Below are 17,383 nucleotides of genomic sequence, written 5' to 3' on the forward strand. Positions count from 1 at the left end.
GGGATTCACCGGTTCACAACAATCCCCGGCCTTCCAGCATGCCCGACGCCGCCACCGACCTTATAGCACGCGCATTCGACTAGCGGGCTCGGTCGACCACCTTCACCCGAAGGGGTGGCGAGGCTAGGGTCAGCACCATGATTGATCACGCTCATGACCTGGAGTCTGTACGTGACGCGACGGAGCGGCTCCTCACCGCAGTCGCCAAACTGGACAACGCGTCGGCGGCCGGGCCGTCACGCCTGCCCGGCTGGAGTCGCGGACATGTCCTGGCTCACATCGCCCGCAACGCGGACGCCCTCGCGAACGTCCTCGAGGGCCGCCCCATGTACGCCGACGCCCATGTCCGTGACGCCGACATCGAGCGGGACGCCCCGCGCCCCCTGGACGTCCAGCTCACGGACGTACGGGAGAGCGCGGCCCGCTTCCAGGCGACGGGAGCCGCGCCCGCGGACTGGTCGCGCACGGTGGAGCTGCGCAACGGGGTCGTCGACGCGGCGGCCCGGGTGCCGTTCCGGCGGTGGGTGGAGGTGGAGCTGCACCACGTGGACCTCGGCATCGGCTACGAGCTGGAGGACCTGCCGGAGGAGTTCACCGCGCGGGAGATCGAGTTCCTCGCGGAGCGGTTCACCGGGCGGGACGAGGTGCCGCCGACGCGCCTGACGGACGGCCCCCGCGCGTGGCTCACGGGCCGCGCGGCCGACCGGCCCGAGGTGACCGTCACCGGCGCCCCGGCGGACCTCCTGGGCTGGCTCTCCGGGCGCCGGGACGGCTCGGGGCTGACGACGGACGGCGGGCCGCTGCCGGCCCTTCCGCCGCTATAGGCTGCCGCCATGACGTACAGCGGTGAGGTGACGGTCGGCGGACCGGCGGACGTGCACGAGCTCAAGGACCTGATGATCACCAAGATCGCGGTCGGTCCGATGAACAACAACGCCTATCTCCTGCGCTGCCGCGCCACGGACGAACAGTTGCTGATCGACGCGGCCAACGACGCGCACGCCCTGCTCGGCACGATCGGTGACGACGGCATCGCGTCCGTCGTCACCACCCACCAGCACGGCGACCACTGGCAGGCGCTCGCCGAGGTCGTGGCGGCCACGCGCGCGCGTACCTACGCCGGCCGGGAGGACGCCGAGGGCATCCCCGTGGCGACCGACGTCCCGGTCGACGACGGCGACGTCATCCGGGTGGGCGACGTGGAGCTCACCGCGCGCCATCTCGTGGGGCACACGCCCGGCTCGATCGCCCTGGTCTACGACGACCCGCACGGCCACCCCCACGTGTTCACGGGCGACTGCCTCTTCCCCGGCGGGGTGGGCAACACCCGTGAGGACCCGGAGGCCTTCGCCAGCCTGATCCACGATGTCGAGACGAAGATCTTCGACGTGCTGCCGGACGAGACCTGGGTCTATCCGGGCCACGGCAACGACACCACGCTGGGCGCGGAGCGGCCGCACCTTCCGGAGTGGCACGCGCGCGGCTGGTAGCCGACCCGTCCCGTCGAGAATCCGAATCACCACCCGGTGGGTGCCGCGGGTACAGGCCTCGGCGCCTCGCCGGGCTCCCATGAGACGCCCGGCGGGCGCCGCGCCGTCGCCCTGCCCGGCCTCTCCCCCTGTCTCCCGGTAGTGGTGGATTCTCACTCGCCACGAACGAGTGAGGTTTCCGATATGCGTGTAACCACACCGGTCCCCCGCCCGTAGGACCTGCAAGACGACACGCGATCCTTCGGGGGCACCATGAGCCGGCAGTACCCGCAGCAGCCGTACCCGCCTCAACAGCCGGGCTACGGACCTCCGATGCCCACGCCGCCCAAGAAGCGCAGCGTCGGCAAGATCGCCGGTCTCGGTTGCCTCGGCATCATCGGCCTGTTCGTCGTCGTCGCCATCGCGGCGAGCGGCGGCGACGGCGACTCCACCGACAACAGCAACAAGGACAAGGCCGTCACCGCCACCGCGCCCGCCGGGACGGACGGGGCCGAGGAGGCGCCGGCGCAGGAGGCGGGTCCGGCCGGGCTGAGCCAGGCCGGGGCGTTCCAGGCTTGCGTGGCCAAGACCGGCACCGCCACGGAGAAGGCCGCCATCAAGCACGTCACGAAGGTCACCGGCGCGGACAAGCGGAACAACATCCTCGACGCCCCCGAGGTGTTCACCGACTTCACGGGGGGACTGATGGGACCGAACCAGGGCGAAGGCAAGCTGATCGCGAGCGCGTTCACGTCGTGCTACGAATCCGACAACGGCCTGGTGACCGTGTACGACAAGGACGGCGAAATCCTCGCCAACGCGAACTACTGACGGGACCGGCTGTCACAGCCTCCCGGCAGGACGAGCGCAGGGCGGCGCGCGCCACCGCGACGAGTCCTCCAGGGGCGCGCGTCGGTGACGGCGCGCCCCGTGTGCATCGTGCGCACGCGCCGGTCCTCCGCACGCGCTGCGGCGGGTGTGGTGGCGCGGTCGACCGGCAGCGGTTCCGCGCGGGACGACGGCTCCGTCGCGGGTCGGGCCGCCGGCCCACGATCCCCGTCCTCGGCCGGCGGCCCAGGCGGTCCGCGGCGCCCGTTCACGAGAACGCAACACCCGCTCCCAGTATGCGGACAGGTCATGGTGCGACCTCGACAAGCAGGGGTTTCGCTGCCACTCTCCCGCCATGCACCTCGCCCTTCCTGTACTGCGCCGCGTCGTCGCCGGCGCCACCGTGGCCCTGCTCGCGACCGCTGTCGGCTGTGCCCCTCAGCCGGAGGACAAGGCGGCGTCGACGCCTTCCGGTTCGCGTGCGAACACCTGCGTCAAGGGCGGGCTGGCCACCCGGACGTCCGGCAAGCTGACCATCGCGACCGACGAGCCCGCGTACGAGCCGTGGTTCAAGGACGGCAAGCCGGCCAACGGCGAGGGTTTCGAGTCGGCGGTGGCTTACGCCGTGGCGGAGCAGCTCGGTTACGACAAGAGCGCCGTGGTCTGGCAGAGCGTGCCGTTCAACAAGGCCTTCGCGCCGGGCGCGAAGACCTTCGACTTCGACATCAACCAGGTGTCGATCAGCGACGAACGCAAGAAGGCCGTGGACTTCTCGTCCGGCTACTACGACGTGCGCCAGGCCGTCATCGCCCTGAAGGGCACGAAGGCCGCCGCGGCGACGAGCGTCGCGGACCTCAGGGGCCTCAAGCTGGGCGCCCAGGTCGGCACGACCAGCCTCGACTACATCGACGACGTGGTGAAGCCGACCGTACAGGCGGCCGTGTACGCCAAGAACGACCAGGCCAAGTCCGCGCTGAAGAACGGTCAGGTCGACGCCGTCGTCACCGACCTGCCGACCGCGTTCTACATCACGTCCGCCGAGGTCACGGACGCCGAGATCGTCGGTCAGTTCGAGAACCAGGGCGGCTCACCCGAGCAGTTCGGGCTCGTGCTCGACAAGGGCAGCGCGCTCACCTCCTGCGTGACCGGGGCCGTGGACGCGCTCCGCGAGAACGGCACCCTGGCGAAGATCGAGCAGCAGTGGCTCTCCGACGCCGTCGACGCCCCGGTGCTCAAGTGACGGTCACCGAGGACGAGTCGGGGCGGGAAGGCGCGGACGACGAGGACGGCGAGGACACCTCGCGGGCCCCGGGCGGCTCGTATGCCTCGGACGGCCCGTCCGGGGACGGCGCGTCCGGGAGCGGCAAGGGCGCCCCCGACGACGGCTACGTCCCCTCGCAGCGGCGGCTGGAGCGCGAACGCCACCAGCGCACGCGTGCCCGCCGCGCCACGGCCATCGCCGCGCTGTCGACGCTGGTCACGGGCGCCGTCCTCTACCTGGTGGTCGTCGGCGCGCCCGGCTGGCCGCGCACCAAGGAGACGTTCTTCGACGGGCAGTACGCGCGCGAGGCGTTCCCCAAGGTTCTCGAAGGGCTCTGGCTGAACGTCAGGCTGCTGCTGGTCTGCGGGGCCGCCGTGCTCGTCCTCGGCATGCTCATCGCCGTGGCCCGCACCCTGCGCGGGCCCGTGTTCTTCCCGCTGCGGGTGCTGGCGGCGGCGTACACGGACTTCTTCCGCGGTCTGCCGCTGATCATCAACCTGATGATCGTGGTGCTGGGCGTCCCGGCGCTGCGGCTCCAGGGCGTGACCGTCGACCCCGTACTCCTGGGCGGCACGGCACTGACGCTGACGTACTCGGCTTACGTCGCCGAGGTGTTCCGCGCGGGCATCGAGTCCGTGCACCCCTCCCAGCGCGCCGCGGCCCGCTCGCTGGGCCTCAGCAACCGGCAGGCGCTGCGTTTCGTGGTGCTCCCGCAGGCCGTGCGCCGCCAGGTGCCGCCGCTGCTGAACGACCTGGTGTCGCTCCAGAAGGACACCGGGCTCGTGTCGATCGGCGGCGCGATCGACGCCGTCCGCGCGGCGGACATCATCGCGGGCCGCAGCCTGAACTACACGCCGTACGTCGTCGCCGGGCTGGTCTTCGTGGCCCTGACCATCCCGATGACCCGCTTCACGGACTGGGTGACGGCCCGGATGGACCGTCAGCGGGCCCAGGGAGGAACGACATGAGCGACGCTCCGGCACCGCAGAGCCCGGCACCACAGAGCCCGGCAGCCCAGTCCCCGACAGCCCGGACCCCGGCGGCACCGCCGGCTCCGGTGCTGCGGATGGAGTCCGTCCGCAAGACCTTCGGCGGGTCCGTCGTCCTGCGGGACGTCGGCCTGGAGGTCGCCCCGCACACGGTGACGGCGCTGATCGGCGCCTCCGGCTCCGGCAAGTCCACACTGCTGCGCTGCGCCAACCTGCTGGAGGACATCGACGACGGCGCGATCTGGCTGGACGGCGAGGAGATCACCGACCCGCGCGTCGACCAGGACGCGGTACGGCGCCGGATCGGCGTCGTCTTCCAGGCGTACAACCTGTTCCCGCACATGACGGTGCTGGAGAACATCACGCTCGCTCCACGCCGCGTGCACGGCGATTCCCGTGCGCAGGCCGAGAAGCACGCCAGGGAGCTCCTGGAGCGGCTCGGGCTGGCCGGCAGGGCCGACGAGTATCCCGATCGGCTCAGCGGCGGCCAGCAGCAACGGGTCGCGATCGTGCGCGCGCTGGCCGTGCGTCCCCGGCTGCTGCTGCTCGACGAGATCACGGCGGCGCTCGACCCGGAGCTGGTGGGGGAGGTCCTGAACGTCGTCCGCGACCTGAAGGCCGACGGCATGACCATGGTGCTCGCCACCCACGAGATGGGCTTCGCGCGCGAGGTCGCCGACCAGGTCTGTTTTCTGGACGCGGGCGTCGTGCTGGAACGAGGCACCCCCGAGCAGCTCTTCGGCGACCCGCAGCAGGAGCGCACCCGGCGCTTCCTGCGGCGGATCGTGGAAGCGGGCCGCCTCTGAGGGGCGCGGTAAGGGGCGTCGGCCTGGAGAGCGATGCTTACGTGTCCGCCCTGGCCGCCCCCGCCAGCGCGACGACGCGCTCCACGCCGAACACGTATCCCTGCACCCCGCAGCCCGCGATGACGCCGTCGGCGCGCAGCGAGACGTACGAGTGGTGCCGGAAGGACTCGCGCTGGTGGATGTTGGAGATGTGCACCTCCAGCACCGGCAGGCCGTCACAGGTGTTGAGGGCGTCCAGGATCGCGACCGAGGTGTGCGAGTAGGCGCCCGGGTTGATCACGATGCCGCAGTGGTTCAACCGCGCTTCGTGGATCCAGTCGACCAGTTGCCCCTCGTGGTTGGACTGCCGGAGGTCCACGGTGGCGCCGTGCGCGGCCGCCGCCTCGGCGCACAGCGCCTCGACGTCGGCGAGCGTGTCGGAACCGTAGATCTCCGGCTGACGCTGGCCCAGGAGGTTCAGGTTGGGCCCGTTCAGGATCATGATCGGGGCGTTGGCCAGGCTGCGGGGCACGGTTCCTCCGGTCCGTTCGTGGGCGACCCGCCGAAGGCCGCCGCTCGGACCGGTTTATCACGGTGAAACCGCAGGGCAGCAGCCCGTACCCTCCCGCCATGACGATGCCTTCGTATCCCCCGAAGCCCGCTCCCGGCGATCGCATAGCCGTCGTCTCGCCCTCCTCGGGCCTGCCCGGCCTCTTCCCGCGCCCCTACGAGCTGGGTCTGGAGCGGCTGCGCGAGGAGTTCGGTCTGGAGCCCGTCGAGTACCCGGCGACGCGCAGGATGGGGGCGACGCCGCAGGAGCGCGCCGACGACATTCACGCGGCGTTCGCCGACCCGAGCGTGCGGGCGGTCATCGCGTCGATCGGCGGCGAGGACCAGATCACCGTTCTGCCGCTGCTGGACCGGGAGTTGCTGCGCGCCGACCCGAAGCCGTTCTTCGGGTGGAGCGACAACACCAACCTGCTGGCGTTCCTGTACAACTCCGGGCTCGTCGGCTACCACGGCGCGAGTGTGATGTGCGAGCTGGGACGCCCCGGGGCCATGCACCCGCAGACCGCCGACTCGCTGCGCGCCGCGCTGTTCACCTCGGGCCCCTACGAACTGCGGCCCGCCGAGCGGTGGAACGACGTCAACGGCGACTGGGCCGATCCGGCGACCTTCGAGGCGGAGCCCGAAACCCGGCCCGGCGCCGGCTGGAGCTGGGTCAACGCCGAACGCGTGGTGGAGGGGCGCAGCTGGGGCGGCAACCTGGAGATCCTCTCCTGGCTGCTGATGGCCGACCGCGAGATCGCCCGCGACCCGGCGGTGTACGACGGCGGGGTGCTGGTCCTGGAGACGTCGGAGGAACTGCCGAGCGCCACGGAGGTCTTCCGGATCCTGCGCAACATGGGCGAGCGCGGTCTGCTGCGGTGCTTCCCCGCGCTGCTGATGGCCCGGGCCAAGACCTGGTCCTTCGAGCACCCCAACGGCGCGGAGGAGGCGGCCCGTTACGCGGTCGAGCAGCGTGCGGCGGTGGAGCGCGCCCTCCGGATGTACGCGCCCGACACGTTGGCCGTCTTCGACGTGGACTTCGGCCACACCGATCCGCAGGTCGTCATCCCTTACGGCGGCACGATCCGTGTCGACGGTCCCGCCCGGCGCATCACCGTGACCTACTGAGCCCCCGCGCGGCGGTCCGCGCCCCCGCACGCCCCCGTAACCCGTGATCACTGCGGGTAGTTGTCGCGGCATGCACGACGTACACACCGTGAAGGCGCCCTCCATGCCACGGGTCGCGGCCGCCTCGCTCGCCGGGACGGCCATCGAGTTCTACGACTTCTTCGTCTACGGGACGGCGGCCGCGCTGGTTCTGGGGCCGCTGTTCTTCCCGACGTTCTCGCCGTCGGCGGGGACACTGGCCGCGTTCGCGACGTTCGGTGTGGGCTTCGTGGCGCGGCCGCTTGGCTCGGTGCTGTTCGGGCACATCGGGGACCGGCGCGGGCGTCGGCCGGTCCTGGTCGTCTCCCTGCTGCTGACCGGTGCCTCGACGGTCGCGGTCGGCTGCGTGCCGGCGTACGACACGATCGGGGTGGCCGCTCCCCTGCTGCTGCTCGTCCTGCGTTTCCTCCAGGGGCTGGGGCTCGGCGGGGAGTGGGGCGGCGCGGTGCTGCTGACCGCGGAGCACGCGCCCGCCGAGCGGCGCGGGCTGTGGTCGAGCTTCCCGCAGGTCGGCCCCGCGGTGGGTTTCGTGCTCGCCAACGGGGTGGTGCTGGCCCTGTCGGTGACGCTGACGGAGGCGCAGTTCGCGCGGTGGGGGTGGCGGGTGCCCTTCTGGGCGGCCGGGGCGCTGGCCGTGCTCGGGCTGTGGCTGCGGTCGTCGCTGCCCGAGAGCCCGCGGTTCCTGGAGATCGACGACCACGCGCGCGTGCCGCTCGTCGAGGTGGTGCGCGACCACTGGCGGCTCGTCCTGCTGACCGCGGGCGCGCTCGCCGTCGGGTACGCGATCTTCTACGCCGTGACGACGTGGTCCCTGGCGTACGCGACGGAACGGCTCGGGGTCAGCCGCACGGTCGTGCTGGTCTGCATCATGGCCGCCGTGGTGGTGAAGGGTGCGCTGACGCCCGCGGTGGCCATGCTCGGTGACCGCTTCGGCCGGCGGCCGCTGTGCCTCGTGGGCTGCACGGCGGCCGCGCTGTGGATGTTCCCGCTGGTCGCGCTGCTCTCGACCGGCGAGCCGCTGCCGATGTTCCTCGGCTTCCTGGGGGCGCTGCTCGCCTTCGTCGCGATGTTCGCGGTGATCTCGGCGTATCTGCCGGAGCTCTACGCGCCGCGTGTGCGCTGCACCGGTGCGGCGGTCGGCTACAACCTCGGCGGCGTCCTCGGGGGCGCGCTCACGCCGATCGTGGCGACCGCGCTCGCCGAGCATTCGGGGCGTGTCCCGTGGGGAGTGGGTGCCTATCTGACCGGGATCGCGCTGCTCAGCCTGGGCTGCTTCGCGCTGCTGCCGGAGACCCGGCCGGCACGGGTGGCCGCCGTGCGGCCGGCTACGGATTGACCGCCAGTTCCAGGTAGGCCGCGAACAGGACGAGATGGACGCCGCCCTGCAGCGGCGTGGCCCGTCCCGGGACCACCGTCAGGGAGCTGACCACGACGGTCAGCGCGAGCAGCACCATATGGGTGGGGCCGAGGCCGAGGACGAGCGGCCCGGCAAGCCAGACGGAGGCCAGGGCGACCGCGGGGATGGTGAGACCGATGCTGGCGATCGCGGAGCCGAGCGCGAGGTTGAGGCTGGTCTGCACCCGGTCGCGGCGGGCGGAGCGCAGCGCGGCGATCGTCTCGGGGAGCAGCACGAGCAGCGCGATGATCACACCGACCACCGCTTGGGGCAGTCCGGCCGCCTCCACTCCTGACTCGATCGTGGGCGAGACGCCCTTGGCGAGGCCCACCACACCGACCAGGGCCAGGCCGAGCAGCCCGAGGCTGATCCAGGCGGTCCGGGAGGTGGGGGCACCGGCGTGGACGTCGGCGGTGATCACGTCTCCCTGCCGGGTGACCGGGAGGAAGTAGTCGCGGTGCCGGACGGTCTGCGTCGTCACGAACAGGCCGTACAGCACCAGTGAGGACAGGGCGGCGAAGGTGAGCTGGACGGCGGAGAACTCCGGGCCCGGTTTGCTGGTGGTGAAGGTCGGCAGGACCAGGCTGAGCGTGGCCAGGGTCGCGACGGTCGCCAGCGCCGCACCGGTGCCCTCCGGGTTGAAGACGGCCGTGCCGTGGCGCAGCGACGCGACGAGGAGACACAGACCGACGATGCCGTTGCAGGTGATCATCACGGCCGCGAAGACCGTGTCTCTGGCCAGAGTCGAGCTTTTGTCGCCGCCGTCCGCCATCAGGGTGACGATCAGGGCGACCTCGATGATCGTCACGGCCACCGCGAGGACGAGGGATCCGAAGGGTTCGCCCACCCGGTGGGCGACGACCTCCGCGTGGTGCACGGCGGCCAGGACCGCTCCGGCGAGGACCAGTGTCACCACGGCCACGACCGCGCCGGGCAGTCCGCGCCCCCAGGTCAGGGCCAGCAGGACGACCGCCAGTACCGGCACGAGGGCCGTCCACCGGGTCGTGACCGACCTGAGCCGAGCGATCATGCAGCGATCGTCGCAGAGCCGTCGACGCCCCGCATTCCGGCCCGCCCCGCCCTCGCGGGCAGGACCGGCCGGAGGGGCGGTGTGCGGCCGGGCGTCACCTGAACTCGGTCGTGTCCTGCACGTCGCAGTCGGTGAAGGACGGGGGCCGGGTGCAGAGCGCGGCCATCCGCTCCGCGAACTTGCCCGTCTCCGGGTCCTCGCTGTTGCGCATGGCCTCCTCGTGGGAGTCGAACTCGATCACGACGAGATAGCGGTTCGGCTGGTCGCGGTCCTTGAGGACGAGGCGGCGCGTCGGGCCGTCGGGCCGGCCCGTGATGCGCCGTTCCCCTTCCTCGGCCAGCGCCCGCATCTCATCGATGCGGTCGGTCTCGAACTCGAGGATCTGGACGAACCTCTGCGATGTGCCCATGGTGCCTCCACCCGGAACCGGCGTTCCCGGGCGGAAACGACCGGTTCCCAACGGAACACCCGGAAGCGGTGCCCGGCAATCCGCCGCGCACCGCTCCCGGGATGGTTGTTCCTACGTCTTGCGTGTCAGGCCTGGATGCTGTCCTTCGGAGCGCCTTCGCTCTCCGTCCGCGCCGCCTCGGCCGCCGCCTGCTTCTTCGAAGCCCGCAGGCTGGTGAGCGTGGTGACGATCAGGACGGAGCAGATGACGCCGAGCGAGACCGGGATGCTGATCTCGGGGACGTGGACCCCGGACTCGTGCAGGGCGTGCAGCACCAGCTTCACGCCGATGAAGCCGAGGATGACCGACAGGCCGTAGCTGAGGTGGACCAGCTTCCTCAGGAGGCCACCGATGAGGAAGTAGAGCTGCCGCAGACCCATCAGGGCGAACGCGTTGGCCGTGAAGACGATGTACGGGTCCTGCGTCAGGCCGAAGATCGCGGGGATCGAGTCGAGGGCGAAGAGCACGTCGGTGGTGCCGATCGCGAGCATCACGACCAGCATCGGGGTCATGACCCGCTTGCCGTTCTGCTCGATCCACAGCTTCGTACCGTGGTAGCGGTCGGCGACACCGAATCGCTTCTCCACCGCCTTGAGCAGCTTGTTCTCCTCGAACTCCTCGTCCTCCTCGTCGGCGCGGGCCTCCTGGATGAGCTTCCAGGCGGTCCAGATCAGGAAGGCGCCGAAGAGGTAGAACACCCACGCGAAGCTGGCGAGGATCGCGGCACCCGCGGCGATGAAGACGGCCCGCAGGACGAGGGCTATGAGGACGCCGACGAGCAGGACTCGCTGCTGGTACTGCGAGGGGACCGAGAACTTCGCCATGATCAGGACGAAGACGAAGAGGTTGTCGACACTGAGCGACTTCTCGGTGATGAAGCCCGCGAAGAACTCGCCGGCCGGCTCACCGCCGCTGAAGACGAGCAGCCCGACTCCGAAGAGCCCGGCCAGGGCGATCCAGACGACGGTCCAGATCCCCGCTTCCTTGATCGACACGTCGTGCGGCTTGCGGCCGATGAAGAAGTCGACCGCGATGAGGGCGGCAAGGCCCACGATGGTGAAGACCCATAGGGCCAGGGAAACATTCACTACGCCTCCGACAGTACGTAACGGCAGGTGATCAGCGTCGTCGCGCTGCCGGAGGTCTCTTCCACCCGAATCGGGCCGACGCCCCGGGATCAGGCCTGATCCGTATTGACGGGTACGCCGCAGCAGGAGTACTCCCCTCCGTGAGGAAAACAGTACCCCAACCACCAAGAAAAGGTAAAGCGATTGGCAAAAGAAAGACCAAATCCGCTGGTCAGAGGCCTTTACTAGTACTTGGTGCGAGCCGCCGCGACGTGAGCGAGGACCTGCTGGAGGACCTGGCTGCCGGGCGGCACGAGGCTCGGCTCATACGTCCAGGCATGCCCCACCCAGGGGTCGGCGAGGTGATCCTCGGGCACCGGCGTCAACCGCAGCAGCGCCCGCCACAGCGGGTCCAGCAACGGACCGTAACTGTCGGCGTCCTCCCGGTCGGCGACCATCATCAGGTGCACGCCGACTTCGGGCCCCTCGTCCGCGAGGTAGCGCAGCTGGGTCACGGCACGGTCGTCGAAGCCGTGCGGGAAGTCGTTGACGACCAGCAGCTGCTGGGCCGTGTCGAAGCCGGGCGGCAGCGAGTCGGCCATGCCGCCGCGCACCGCCATCTGCACGAGGTCGACCCGCTCGGTGAGCTGGCTCAGGACCGCCGCGACGCCTGCCGCGCCGACCGCGGGCGGGGCCGCGAGCACACCGCTGCGCACCAGCGGCGCGAGTTCCCTGGCTCCGGAACCGGCTGGATCGACGACATGCACCGTGAATTCGCCCGCCGGATGCACGGCCAGCAGCCGGGCCGTGTGCGCCACGGCCGACTCCATGGCGAGGCGGCGCAGGTCGTGCGAGTCGGCGAACGACCCGTCGGACGAAACCGACCGCCCGCTGTCGATCCACAGGCCGCGTTCGAGCGGGAGCCTGACCAGCATCGGGATGCGCAGCGGGTCGCTCTCGGGAAGGGTGAGGTCGCCCAGCCGCACGGCCATGGGCATCTCCATGGGGACGCGATAGGCGTGCCAGACGGGGCTGTCCCAGCGCGCGTACGCCGCGGGCAGGGCCGGTTCGACCACGTCGGCCTCGGCGCCGAGCTGGACGAGATCCCGGTCCAGTGCCTCCCGGGCCTGGTCGACGAGCTGGATGTGCTTGGCCTGGGCCGCCTCGCGGGCGGCGTCCCCCTGGCCGCCCATCCTGCTGCGCGGATCCGACAGGACCTGGTCCAGCTCCTTCTCCATCCGCGTATCGGCGAAGTCGACGGCGCTGCGGTACGCGGCCGTGCTGCGGGCCAGGTCTTCGAACATGCCCCAGACCTGGTTGTACAGCCGCTCCTCCATGGACCAGCCGGTCGCGTCACCCGCGACGGGCCGGGCGGGCTGTCCGGGCTGGGCCGGGGGCGCGGTGGGCGGAGGCGGGGGCGGAGCGGCGTTCTGCCGACGTGGGTGGCTGTAGTCGATCGAGCCACCGGTGGCGGGTGCCGTCGGTGTCGGCTGGGTGGCGTCGGGATCCGCCGGTGTGGCGCCCGGCGGGTAACCCGTGCCCGCGGGGCCCTGCGGGTTCTGGGCGCTCCCGTACGGGCCCGCACCGCCCGGGGTGCCCTGCGCGCCGTACGGCGAGCCGCCCTGGTCCGGGCCGAGGGCGGACGCGGCCGCCTGCCGGGAGCGGTCGCCGTCGGCCGTACGCGGCGGCGCCGGCACCGAGCGGGCCAGGCCCTGGACCACGGCGTCGTTGATGCCGGCCGCGAGTCGGTGGGCCTGCGAGAGGCCCTGGTCGGTGAGGAGTTCGGCCAGACCGCCCGCGTAGCCCTGGCCGACGGCGCGTACCTTCCAGGCGCCCTGCCGTCGGTACAGCTCCAGCGCGACGACCGCCGACTCCGCCTCCAGACCGGTGATGGTGTAGGTGGCGACCTCGGTGCCGTCGAGGCCGGTGACCGCGACGAAGGGGGCCGCGACCGAGCCGAAGCTGACCGGCCCGCCGACGCCCGTCGGCAGCGCCAGCAGCACGCTGACCCGGTGCACGGCCGCCGACACGGCGTCCAGGTCCACCGCGAGGCGGTGGTCGGCGGCCGCCTGCCGGGAGACCTCCAGGCCGGGCAGGGTGGGTACGCCCGGGTGGGCCACCCACTCGACGCCGGGGACCTTGCCGCTCTCGTCCCCGAGTGTGGCAACCGCCATGACCGGCCTGCCGGCCGAGACCCGGATCTCGAGGCGGACCTGGGAGAGCGGGTGGTTCTGCCCCCGCACCAGCTCGGCCGTCATCGCCTGTCTCCCCCCGCGTCGCGTGTGGTGTTGTCCGAGGTGCCGCTCTCCGCCCTACAGCGCGGGCAGGATCGCGGGCATGAGGTCCTGGAAGGTGCGGCCGTTGGCCGGAGCGCCGAGAGCCGTCATGTTCCAGCCCCCGCCCACCCGGTGCACCTTCGCCATGATCTGGGCCGTGTAGGCGCCGCCGCCCGCCAGCGTGTAGCGCGCGAGCTCCTGGCCGTTGGTCTCGTCGACCAGGCGGCAGAAGGCGTTCTGCACTTCCTGGAAGGTCTGGCCGGTGAAGGAGTTCACCGTGAAGATGATCTGGTCGATGTGGACCGGCACACGCGCGAGGTCGACGAGGATCGCCTCGTCGTCGCCGCCCTGGCCGACCCCGCCGACGAGGTTGTCACCGGTGTGACGGACCGAGCCGTCGTCACTCACCAGGTGGCGGAAGAAGACGACGTCCACCGGCTGCTTGTCGGCGAACAGAACCGCGGAGGCGTCGAGGTCGATCTCCCGGGTCCGGGAGCCGAACAGGCCGCGACGCGGGGCCGCCTGCCAGCCGAGACCCATGCGCACCGCGGTCAGGCTGCCCCCGTCGTTCTTCTGAAGGCTGATGGCCTGACCCTTGGTCATGTTGACGGTCACGCGCTGATTCCCCTCTCGAGCTGTCCCCTGTTGCCGCGAGCCCGCGGTTGACGGAAACCCTACGCAAAGGCACTGACAGTGCCGTACCCAGGCCCGCACTTTGTGTCGGTCTTGCAACACAGCGCGTGCGGGGCGAGGGCACAGCGACCGCCGGGACCGTCAGGCCAGACCCGCCTCCCTCATCTGGCGCAGTTCCTTCTTCATCTCGGAGACCTCGTCGCGGATCCGGGCGGCGACCTCGAACTGGAGGTCGGCGGCGGCGGCCCGCATCCGCTGCGTCATCTCCTCGATCTGCTCGGCGAGTTCGGCCGCCGGACGGTCCGTCGGCACCGACTTCTCGGCCTTGCCCTTGGCCGACCTGGACTTGGCGCCCTTGGCCGCCTTGTCACCGAGGGAGGGCACCGGGGCTTTGGTGCCCCGACCGTCCTTCTTCGCGCGGTAGCCCGAGCCCAGCAGCTGCTCCGTGTCGACCTCCTCGCGCGAGATCTGCGCGACGATGTCGTTGATCTTCTTGCGGAGCGGCTGCGGGTCGATGCCGTTCGCCGTGTTGTAGGCGACCTGCTTCTCCCGGCGGCGGTTGGTCTCGTCGATGGCCCGCTCCATGCCCGGGGTGATCTTGTCGGCGTACATGTGGACCTGGCCGGAGACATTGCGCGCCGCGCGGCCGATGGTCTGGATCAGCGAGGTGCCGGAGCGCAGGAAGCCCTCCTTGTCGGCGTCCAGGATCGCCACCAGGGACACCTCGGGCAGGTCGAGGCCCTCCCGCAGGAGGTTGATGCCGACCAGGACGTCGAACTCGCCGGCGCGCAGCTCGCGCAGCAGCTCGATCCGGCGCAGCGTGTCCACGTCACTGTGCAGATAGCGCACCTGGATGCCGAGTTCCAGGAAGTACTCCGTGAGGTCCTCGGCCATCTTCTTGGTGAGCGTGGTGACCAGGACGCGCTCGTCCTTCTCCACGCGGGTGCGGATCTCGTGCACCAGGTCGTCGATCTGGCCCTCGGTGGGCTTGACCACGACCTCCGGGTCGATCAGGCCGGTGGGCCGGATGATCTGCTCGACGGCGCCGTCCCCACGGGAGAGCTCGTACTTGCCGGGGGTCGCCGACAGGTAGACGGTCTGCCCGATGCGCTCCTGGAACTCCTCCCACTTCAGCGGGCGGTTGTCCAGGGCGGAGGGCAGCCGGAAGCCGTGGTCGACGAGGGTGCGCTTGCGGGAGGCGTCCCCCTCGTACATGGCGCCGATCTGGGGGACGGTGACATGGGACTCGTCGATGACGAGCAGGAAGTCGTCGGGGAAGTAGTCGAGCAGGGTGTTGGGCGGGGAGCCGGGCAAGCGGCCGTCGAAGTGCATCGAGTAGTTCTCGACGCCGGAGCAGGAGCCGATCTGGCGCAGCATCTCGAGGTCGTACGTGGTGCGCATGCGCAGGCGCTGGGCCTCCAGGAGCTTGCCCTGCTTCTCCAGCTCGGCCAGGCGCTCGCCCAGCTCCTTCTCGATGTCGTTGGCTGCCCGCTCCAGGCGCTCCGGTCCCGCCACGTAGTGCGTGGCCGGGAAGATGTACAGCTGCTGGTCGTCGCTGATGATCTCGCCGGTGAGCGGGTGCAGCGTGGACAGGGCCTCGATCTCGTCGCCGAACATCTCGATGCGGACGGCGAGCTCCTCGTAGACCGGGAAGATCTCGATGGTGTCGCCGCGCACCCGGAAGGTGCCACGGCTGAACGCCAGGTCGTTGCGCGTGTACTGGATGTCGACGAAGCGGCGCAGCAGCTGGTCCCGGTCGACCTCGTCGCCGACGCGGAGCGGGACCATGCGGTCCACGTACTCCTGCGGGGTGCCGAGGCCGTAGATGCAGGAGACCGAGGCGACCACGACGACGTCACGCCGGGTGAGCAGCGAGTTGGTCGCGGAGTGGCGCAGGCGCTCGACCTCCTCGTTGATCGAGGAGTCCTTCTCGATGTAGGTGTCCGACTGCGGGACGTACGCCTCGGGCTGGTAGTAGTCGTAGTACGAGACGAAGTACTCGACCGCGTTGTTCGGCAGCAGTTCGCGGAACTCGTTCGCCAGCTGGGCGGCCAGGGTCTTGTTCGGCGCCATCACCAGGGTGGGGCGCTGGAGCTTCTCGATCATCCACGCGGTGGTCGCGGACTTTCCGGTGCCGGTCGCGCCGAGCAGGACGACGTCCTTCTCACCTGCCTCGACGCGCTTGGCCAGCTCGGCGATGGCCGCCGGCTGGTCGCCGCTGGGCTGGTAGGGGCTGACGACCTCGAAAGGCGCCACCGTGCGTTCGATGTGGGAAACGGGCCGCATGTCATCCACCGTACGACCCGCCACTGACAACGGGGTCCGATCAGGGGTTCGCGGTCGCCGGCCCCCGGGGATCCGCGGGTACCGGAGTCAGCGGTTCTGCGGGGTCCGGGACTCGCGGTGCGTCACCTTGCGGCGGATGCGGGGCTGCGAACTGCGCGACGGGTGCGGGACGGGCGGGTGCGCCGGGACGCCGGGCTTGTGATCGGCGGGGGTCCAGTCGGGCTTGCCCATGACCATCAGCGGGTCGAACACCACGACCGCACCCGCGAGGCAGAGGAAGGCGAGAGGACCGATCAGCATCGGCGCCAGGAGGGCGGCGGGAGAGTCGCCCACGGTCGGAGAACCCGTGTGCAGATGGACGCTCATGGCGGCCATCCCGGTGTAGTGCATGCCGGTGACGGCCAGACCCATGACCAGGCTGGCGCCCACGCTCCACAGGAAGCCCCTGACCTGTCCCGCGGCCCACAGGGCGGCGGTGGCGGCCACCATGGCGATGGCGACGGAGACGGCGACGGTGAGGGTGTTGTACCGGAACGTGCCGTTGAAGCGCATGCCGGCCATGCCCAGGTAGTGCATCGACGCGATCCCCAGACCGGTGATGGTGCCCCCGGTGAACAGCGCCGTTCCGGTCGCGCCCCGGTAGCCGACTATGAAGATCCCCACACCCACCATGACGATGGCGACGCCCAGACTCGCGTAGGTCATCGGTTTGTCGTAGTGGATCGGGGCGCCGTCGACCGTGAAGCCGATCATCGCGATGAAGTGCATGGTCCAGATGCCGGAGCCGATCGCCGCCGAGCCGAGGGCGAGCCAGCCCGGGCGCCAGGACTGGGCGACGAGCAGGGCTCTGGTGGTGCAGCGCAGACCGAGAGCACCGCCGAGGCAGGCCATGAGGTAGGCCACCAGCGGTGTGACGAGTCCGTAGCTGAAACCGTCGACCGTGCCTTGCATGCGCGGTAGCCCTTCGCCCTGTTGCTCGGTTTTCCTGAAACTCGCCCCTCCCCGGGACCGCTGAGCGCGGTCAAGGCTGAGAGAGAGTATGACTCCCACCGGAATGGTCGAACGATTTTCCGGCAAAGAAACACGCCCTGGTCGCACATGTGCGGCACTGGTGAGCGGCCTCCCCCGTCGCGTTCCCCTCTGTGGTCGTCCTGCACTCCCCCGCCGTCGACTCTGTGCTGTCACTGTTGAGCTGTATG

General features: G+C 70.7%; 16 protein-coding genes. 8 read left to right on the plus strand and 8 right to left on the minus strand.

Annotated features, from left to right (window positions below; all coding sequences use genetic code 11):
• Nucleotides 1-137: 137 nt before the first annotated feature.
• The 6 genes from QF030_RS12210 to QF030_RS12235 all read left to right on the plus strand — a co-directional run bounded on the left by QF030_RS12210 (nt 138) and on the right by QF030_RS12235 (nt 5,353).
• The gene (locus tag QF030_RS12210; protein WP_307162682.1) at nt 138-824 is read left to right on the plus strand and encodes a maleylpyruvate isomerase family mycothiol-dependent enzyme; all 687 of its coding nucleotides are present in this window, start codon (nt 138-140) and stop codon (nt 822-824) included.
• Between the two features lie 9 nt (nt 825-833).
• A complete protein-coding gene (locus QF030_RS12215) occupies nt 834-1,490 on the plus strand; it encodes an MBL fold metallo-hydrolase (protein WP_307162683.1) in 657 nt (218 codons plus the stop codon).
• A 312-nt stretch (nt 1,491-1,802) separates the two neighbouring features.
• Entirely contained in the window at nt 1,803-2,300 is a 498-nt protein-coding gene (locus tag QF030_RS12220; protein WP_307162684.1) for a hypothetical protein, read from the plus strand.
• Between the two features lie 352 nt (nt 2,301-2,652).
• A complete protein-coding gene (locus QF030_RS12225; protein ID WP_307162685.1) occupies nt 2,653-3,537 on the plus strand; it encodes an ABC transporter substrate-binding protein in 885 nt (294 codons plus the stop codon).
• On the plus strand, nt 3,534-4,526 hold the full coding sequence (locus QF030_RS12230; protein WP_307162686.1) for an amino acid ABC transporter permease: 993 nt from the start codon (nt 3,534-3,536) through the stop codon (nt 4,524-4,526). The genes QF030_RS12225 and QF030_RS12230 overlap by 4 nt, the downstream gene beginning before the upstream one ends.
• A 98-nt stretch (nt 4,527-4,624) precedes the next feature.
• Nucleotides 4,625-5,353 carry an amino acid ABC transporter ATP-binding protein gene (locus tag QF030_RS12235; RefSeq protein ID WP_307167545.1) on the plus strand — a complete coding sequence of 243 codons (729 nt, stop codon included), beginning with the start codon at nt 4,625-4,627 and terminating at the stop codon, nt 5,351-5,353.
• A gap of 37 nt (nt 5,354-5,390) precedes the next feature.
• On the opposite strand, the gene aroQ is transcribed toward QF030_RS12235, so the two are convergent.
• Complete coding sequence (gene aroQ / locus QF030_RS12240; RefSeq protein ID WP_307162687.1) at nt 5,391-5,864, minus strand: type II 3-dehydroquinate dehydratase; 474 nt, start codon at nt 5,862-5,864, stop codon at nt 5,391-5,393.
• A gap of 98 nt (nt 5,865-5,962) precedes the next feature.
• Here aroQ and QF030_RS12245 point away from each other — a divergent pair, with 98 nt between their 5' ends.
• Entirely contained in the window at nt 5,963-7,009 is a 1,047-nt protein-coding gene (locus tag QF030_RS12245; RefSeq protein ID WP_307162688.1) for a S66 family peptidase, read from the plus strand.
• Nucleotides 7,010-7,079: 70 nt separating this feature from the next.
• On the plus strand, nt 7,080-8,384 hold the full coding sequence (locus QF030_RS12250; RefSeq protein WP_307162689.1) for an MFS transporter: 1,305 nt from the start codon (nt 7,080-7,082) through the stop codon (nt 8,382-8,384).
• Here QF030_RS12250 and QF030_RS12255 read toward each other — a convergent pair.
• From QF030_RS12255 to QF030_RS12285, 7 genes are all read right to left on the minus strand, one after another.
• Complete coding sequence (locus QF030_RS12255) at nt 8,374-9,474, minus strand: calcium:proton antiporter (RefSeq protein ID WP_307162690.1); 1,101 nt, start codon at nt 9,472-9,474, stop codon at nt 8,374-8,376. The two genes, QF030_RS12250 and QF030_RS12255, sit on opposite strands and share 11 nt — an antisense overlap.
• Before the next feature lie 94 nt (nt 9,475-9,568).
• Nucleotides 9,569-9,883: a hypothetical protein gene (locus tag QF030_RS12260; RefSeq protein ID WP_307162691.1), complete on the minus strand. Its 315-nt coding sequence runs from the start codon at nt 9,881-9,883 to the stop codon at nt 9,569-9,571.
• Nucleotides 9,884-10,008: 125 nt separating this feature from the next.
• Nucleotides 10,009-11,010, minus strand: a complete 1,002-nt coding sequence (locus QF030_RS12265; protein ID WP_307162692.1) for a TerC family protein — start codon at nt 11,008-11,010, stop codon at nt 10,009-10,011.
• 224 nt (nt 11,011-11,234) lie between these two features.
• Entirely contained in the window at nt 11,235-13,247 is a 2,013-nt protein-coding gene (locus tag QF030_RS12270; RefSeq protein WP_307162693.1) for a TerD family protein, read from the minus strand.
• Between the two features lie 54 nt (nt 13,248-13,301).
• On the minus strand, nt 13,302-13,880 hold the full coding sequence (locus QF030_RS12275; RefSeq protein WP_057599421.1) for a TerD family protein: 579 nt from the start codon (nt 13,878-13,880) through the stop codon (nt 13,302-13,304).
• A 159-nt stretch (nt 13,881-14,039) separates the two neighbouring features.
• Nucleotides 14,040-16,184, minus strand: a complete 2,145-nt coding sequence (gene uvrB / locus QF030_RS12280) for an excinuclease ABC subunit UvrB (RefSeq protein ID WP_307162694.1) — start codon at nt 16,182-16,184, stop codon at nt 14,040-14,042.
• 87 nt (nt 16,185-16,271) lie between these two features.
• On the minus strand, nt 16,272-17,135 hold the full coding sequence (locus QF030_RS12285; RefSeq protein WP_307162695.1) for an MHYT domain-containing protein: 864 nt from the start codon (nt 17,133-17,135) through the stop codon (nt 16,272-16,274).
• Nucleotides 17,136-17,383 lie beyond the last annotated feature (248 nt).

The sequence above is a fragment of the Streptomyces rishiriensis genome (genome assembly GCF_030815485.1).
Classification (GTDB): Bacteria; Actinomycetota; Actinomycetes; order Streptomycetales; family Streptomycetaceae; genus Streptomyces; species Streptomyces rishiriensis_A.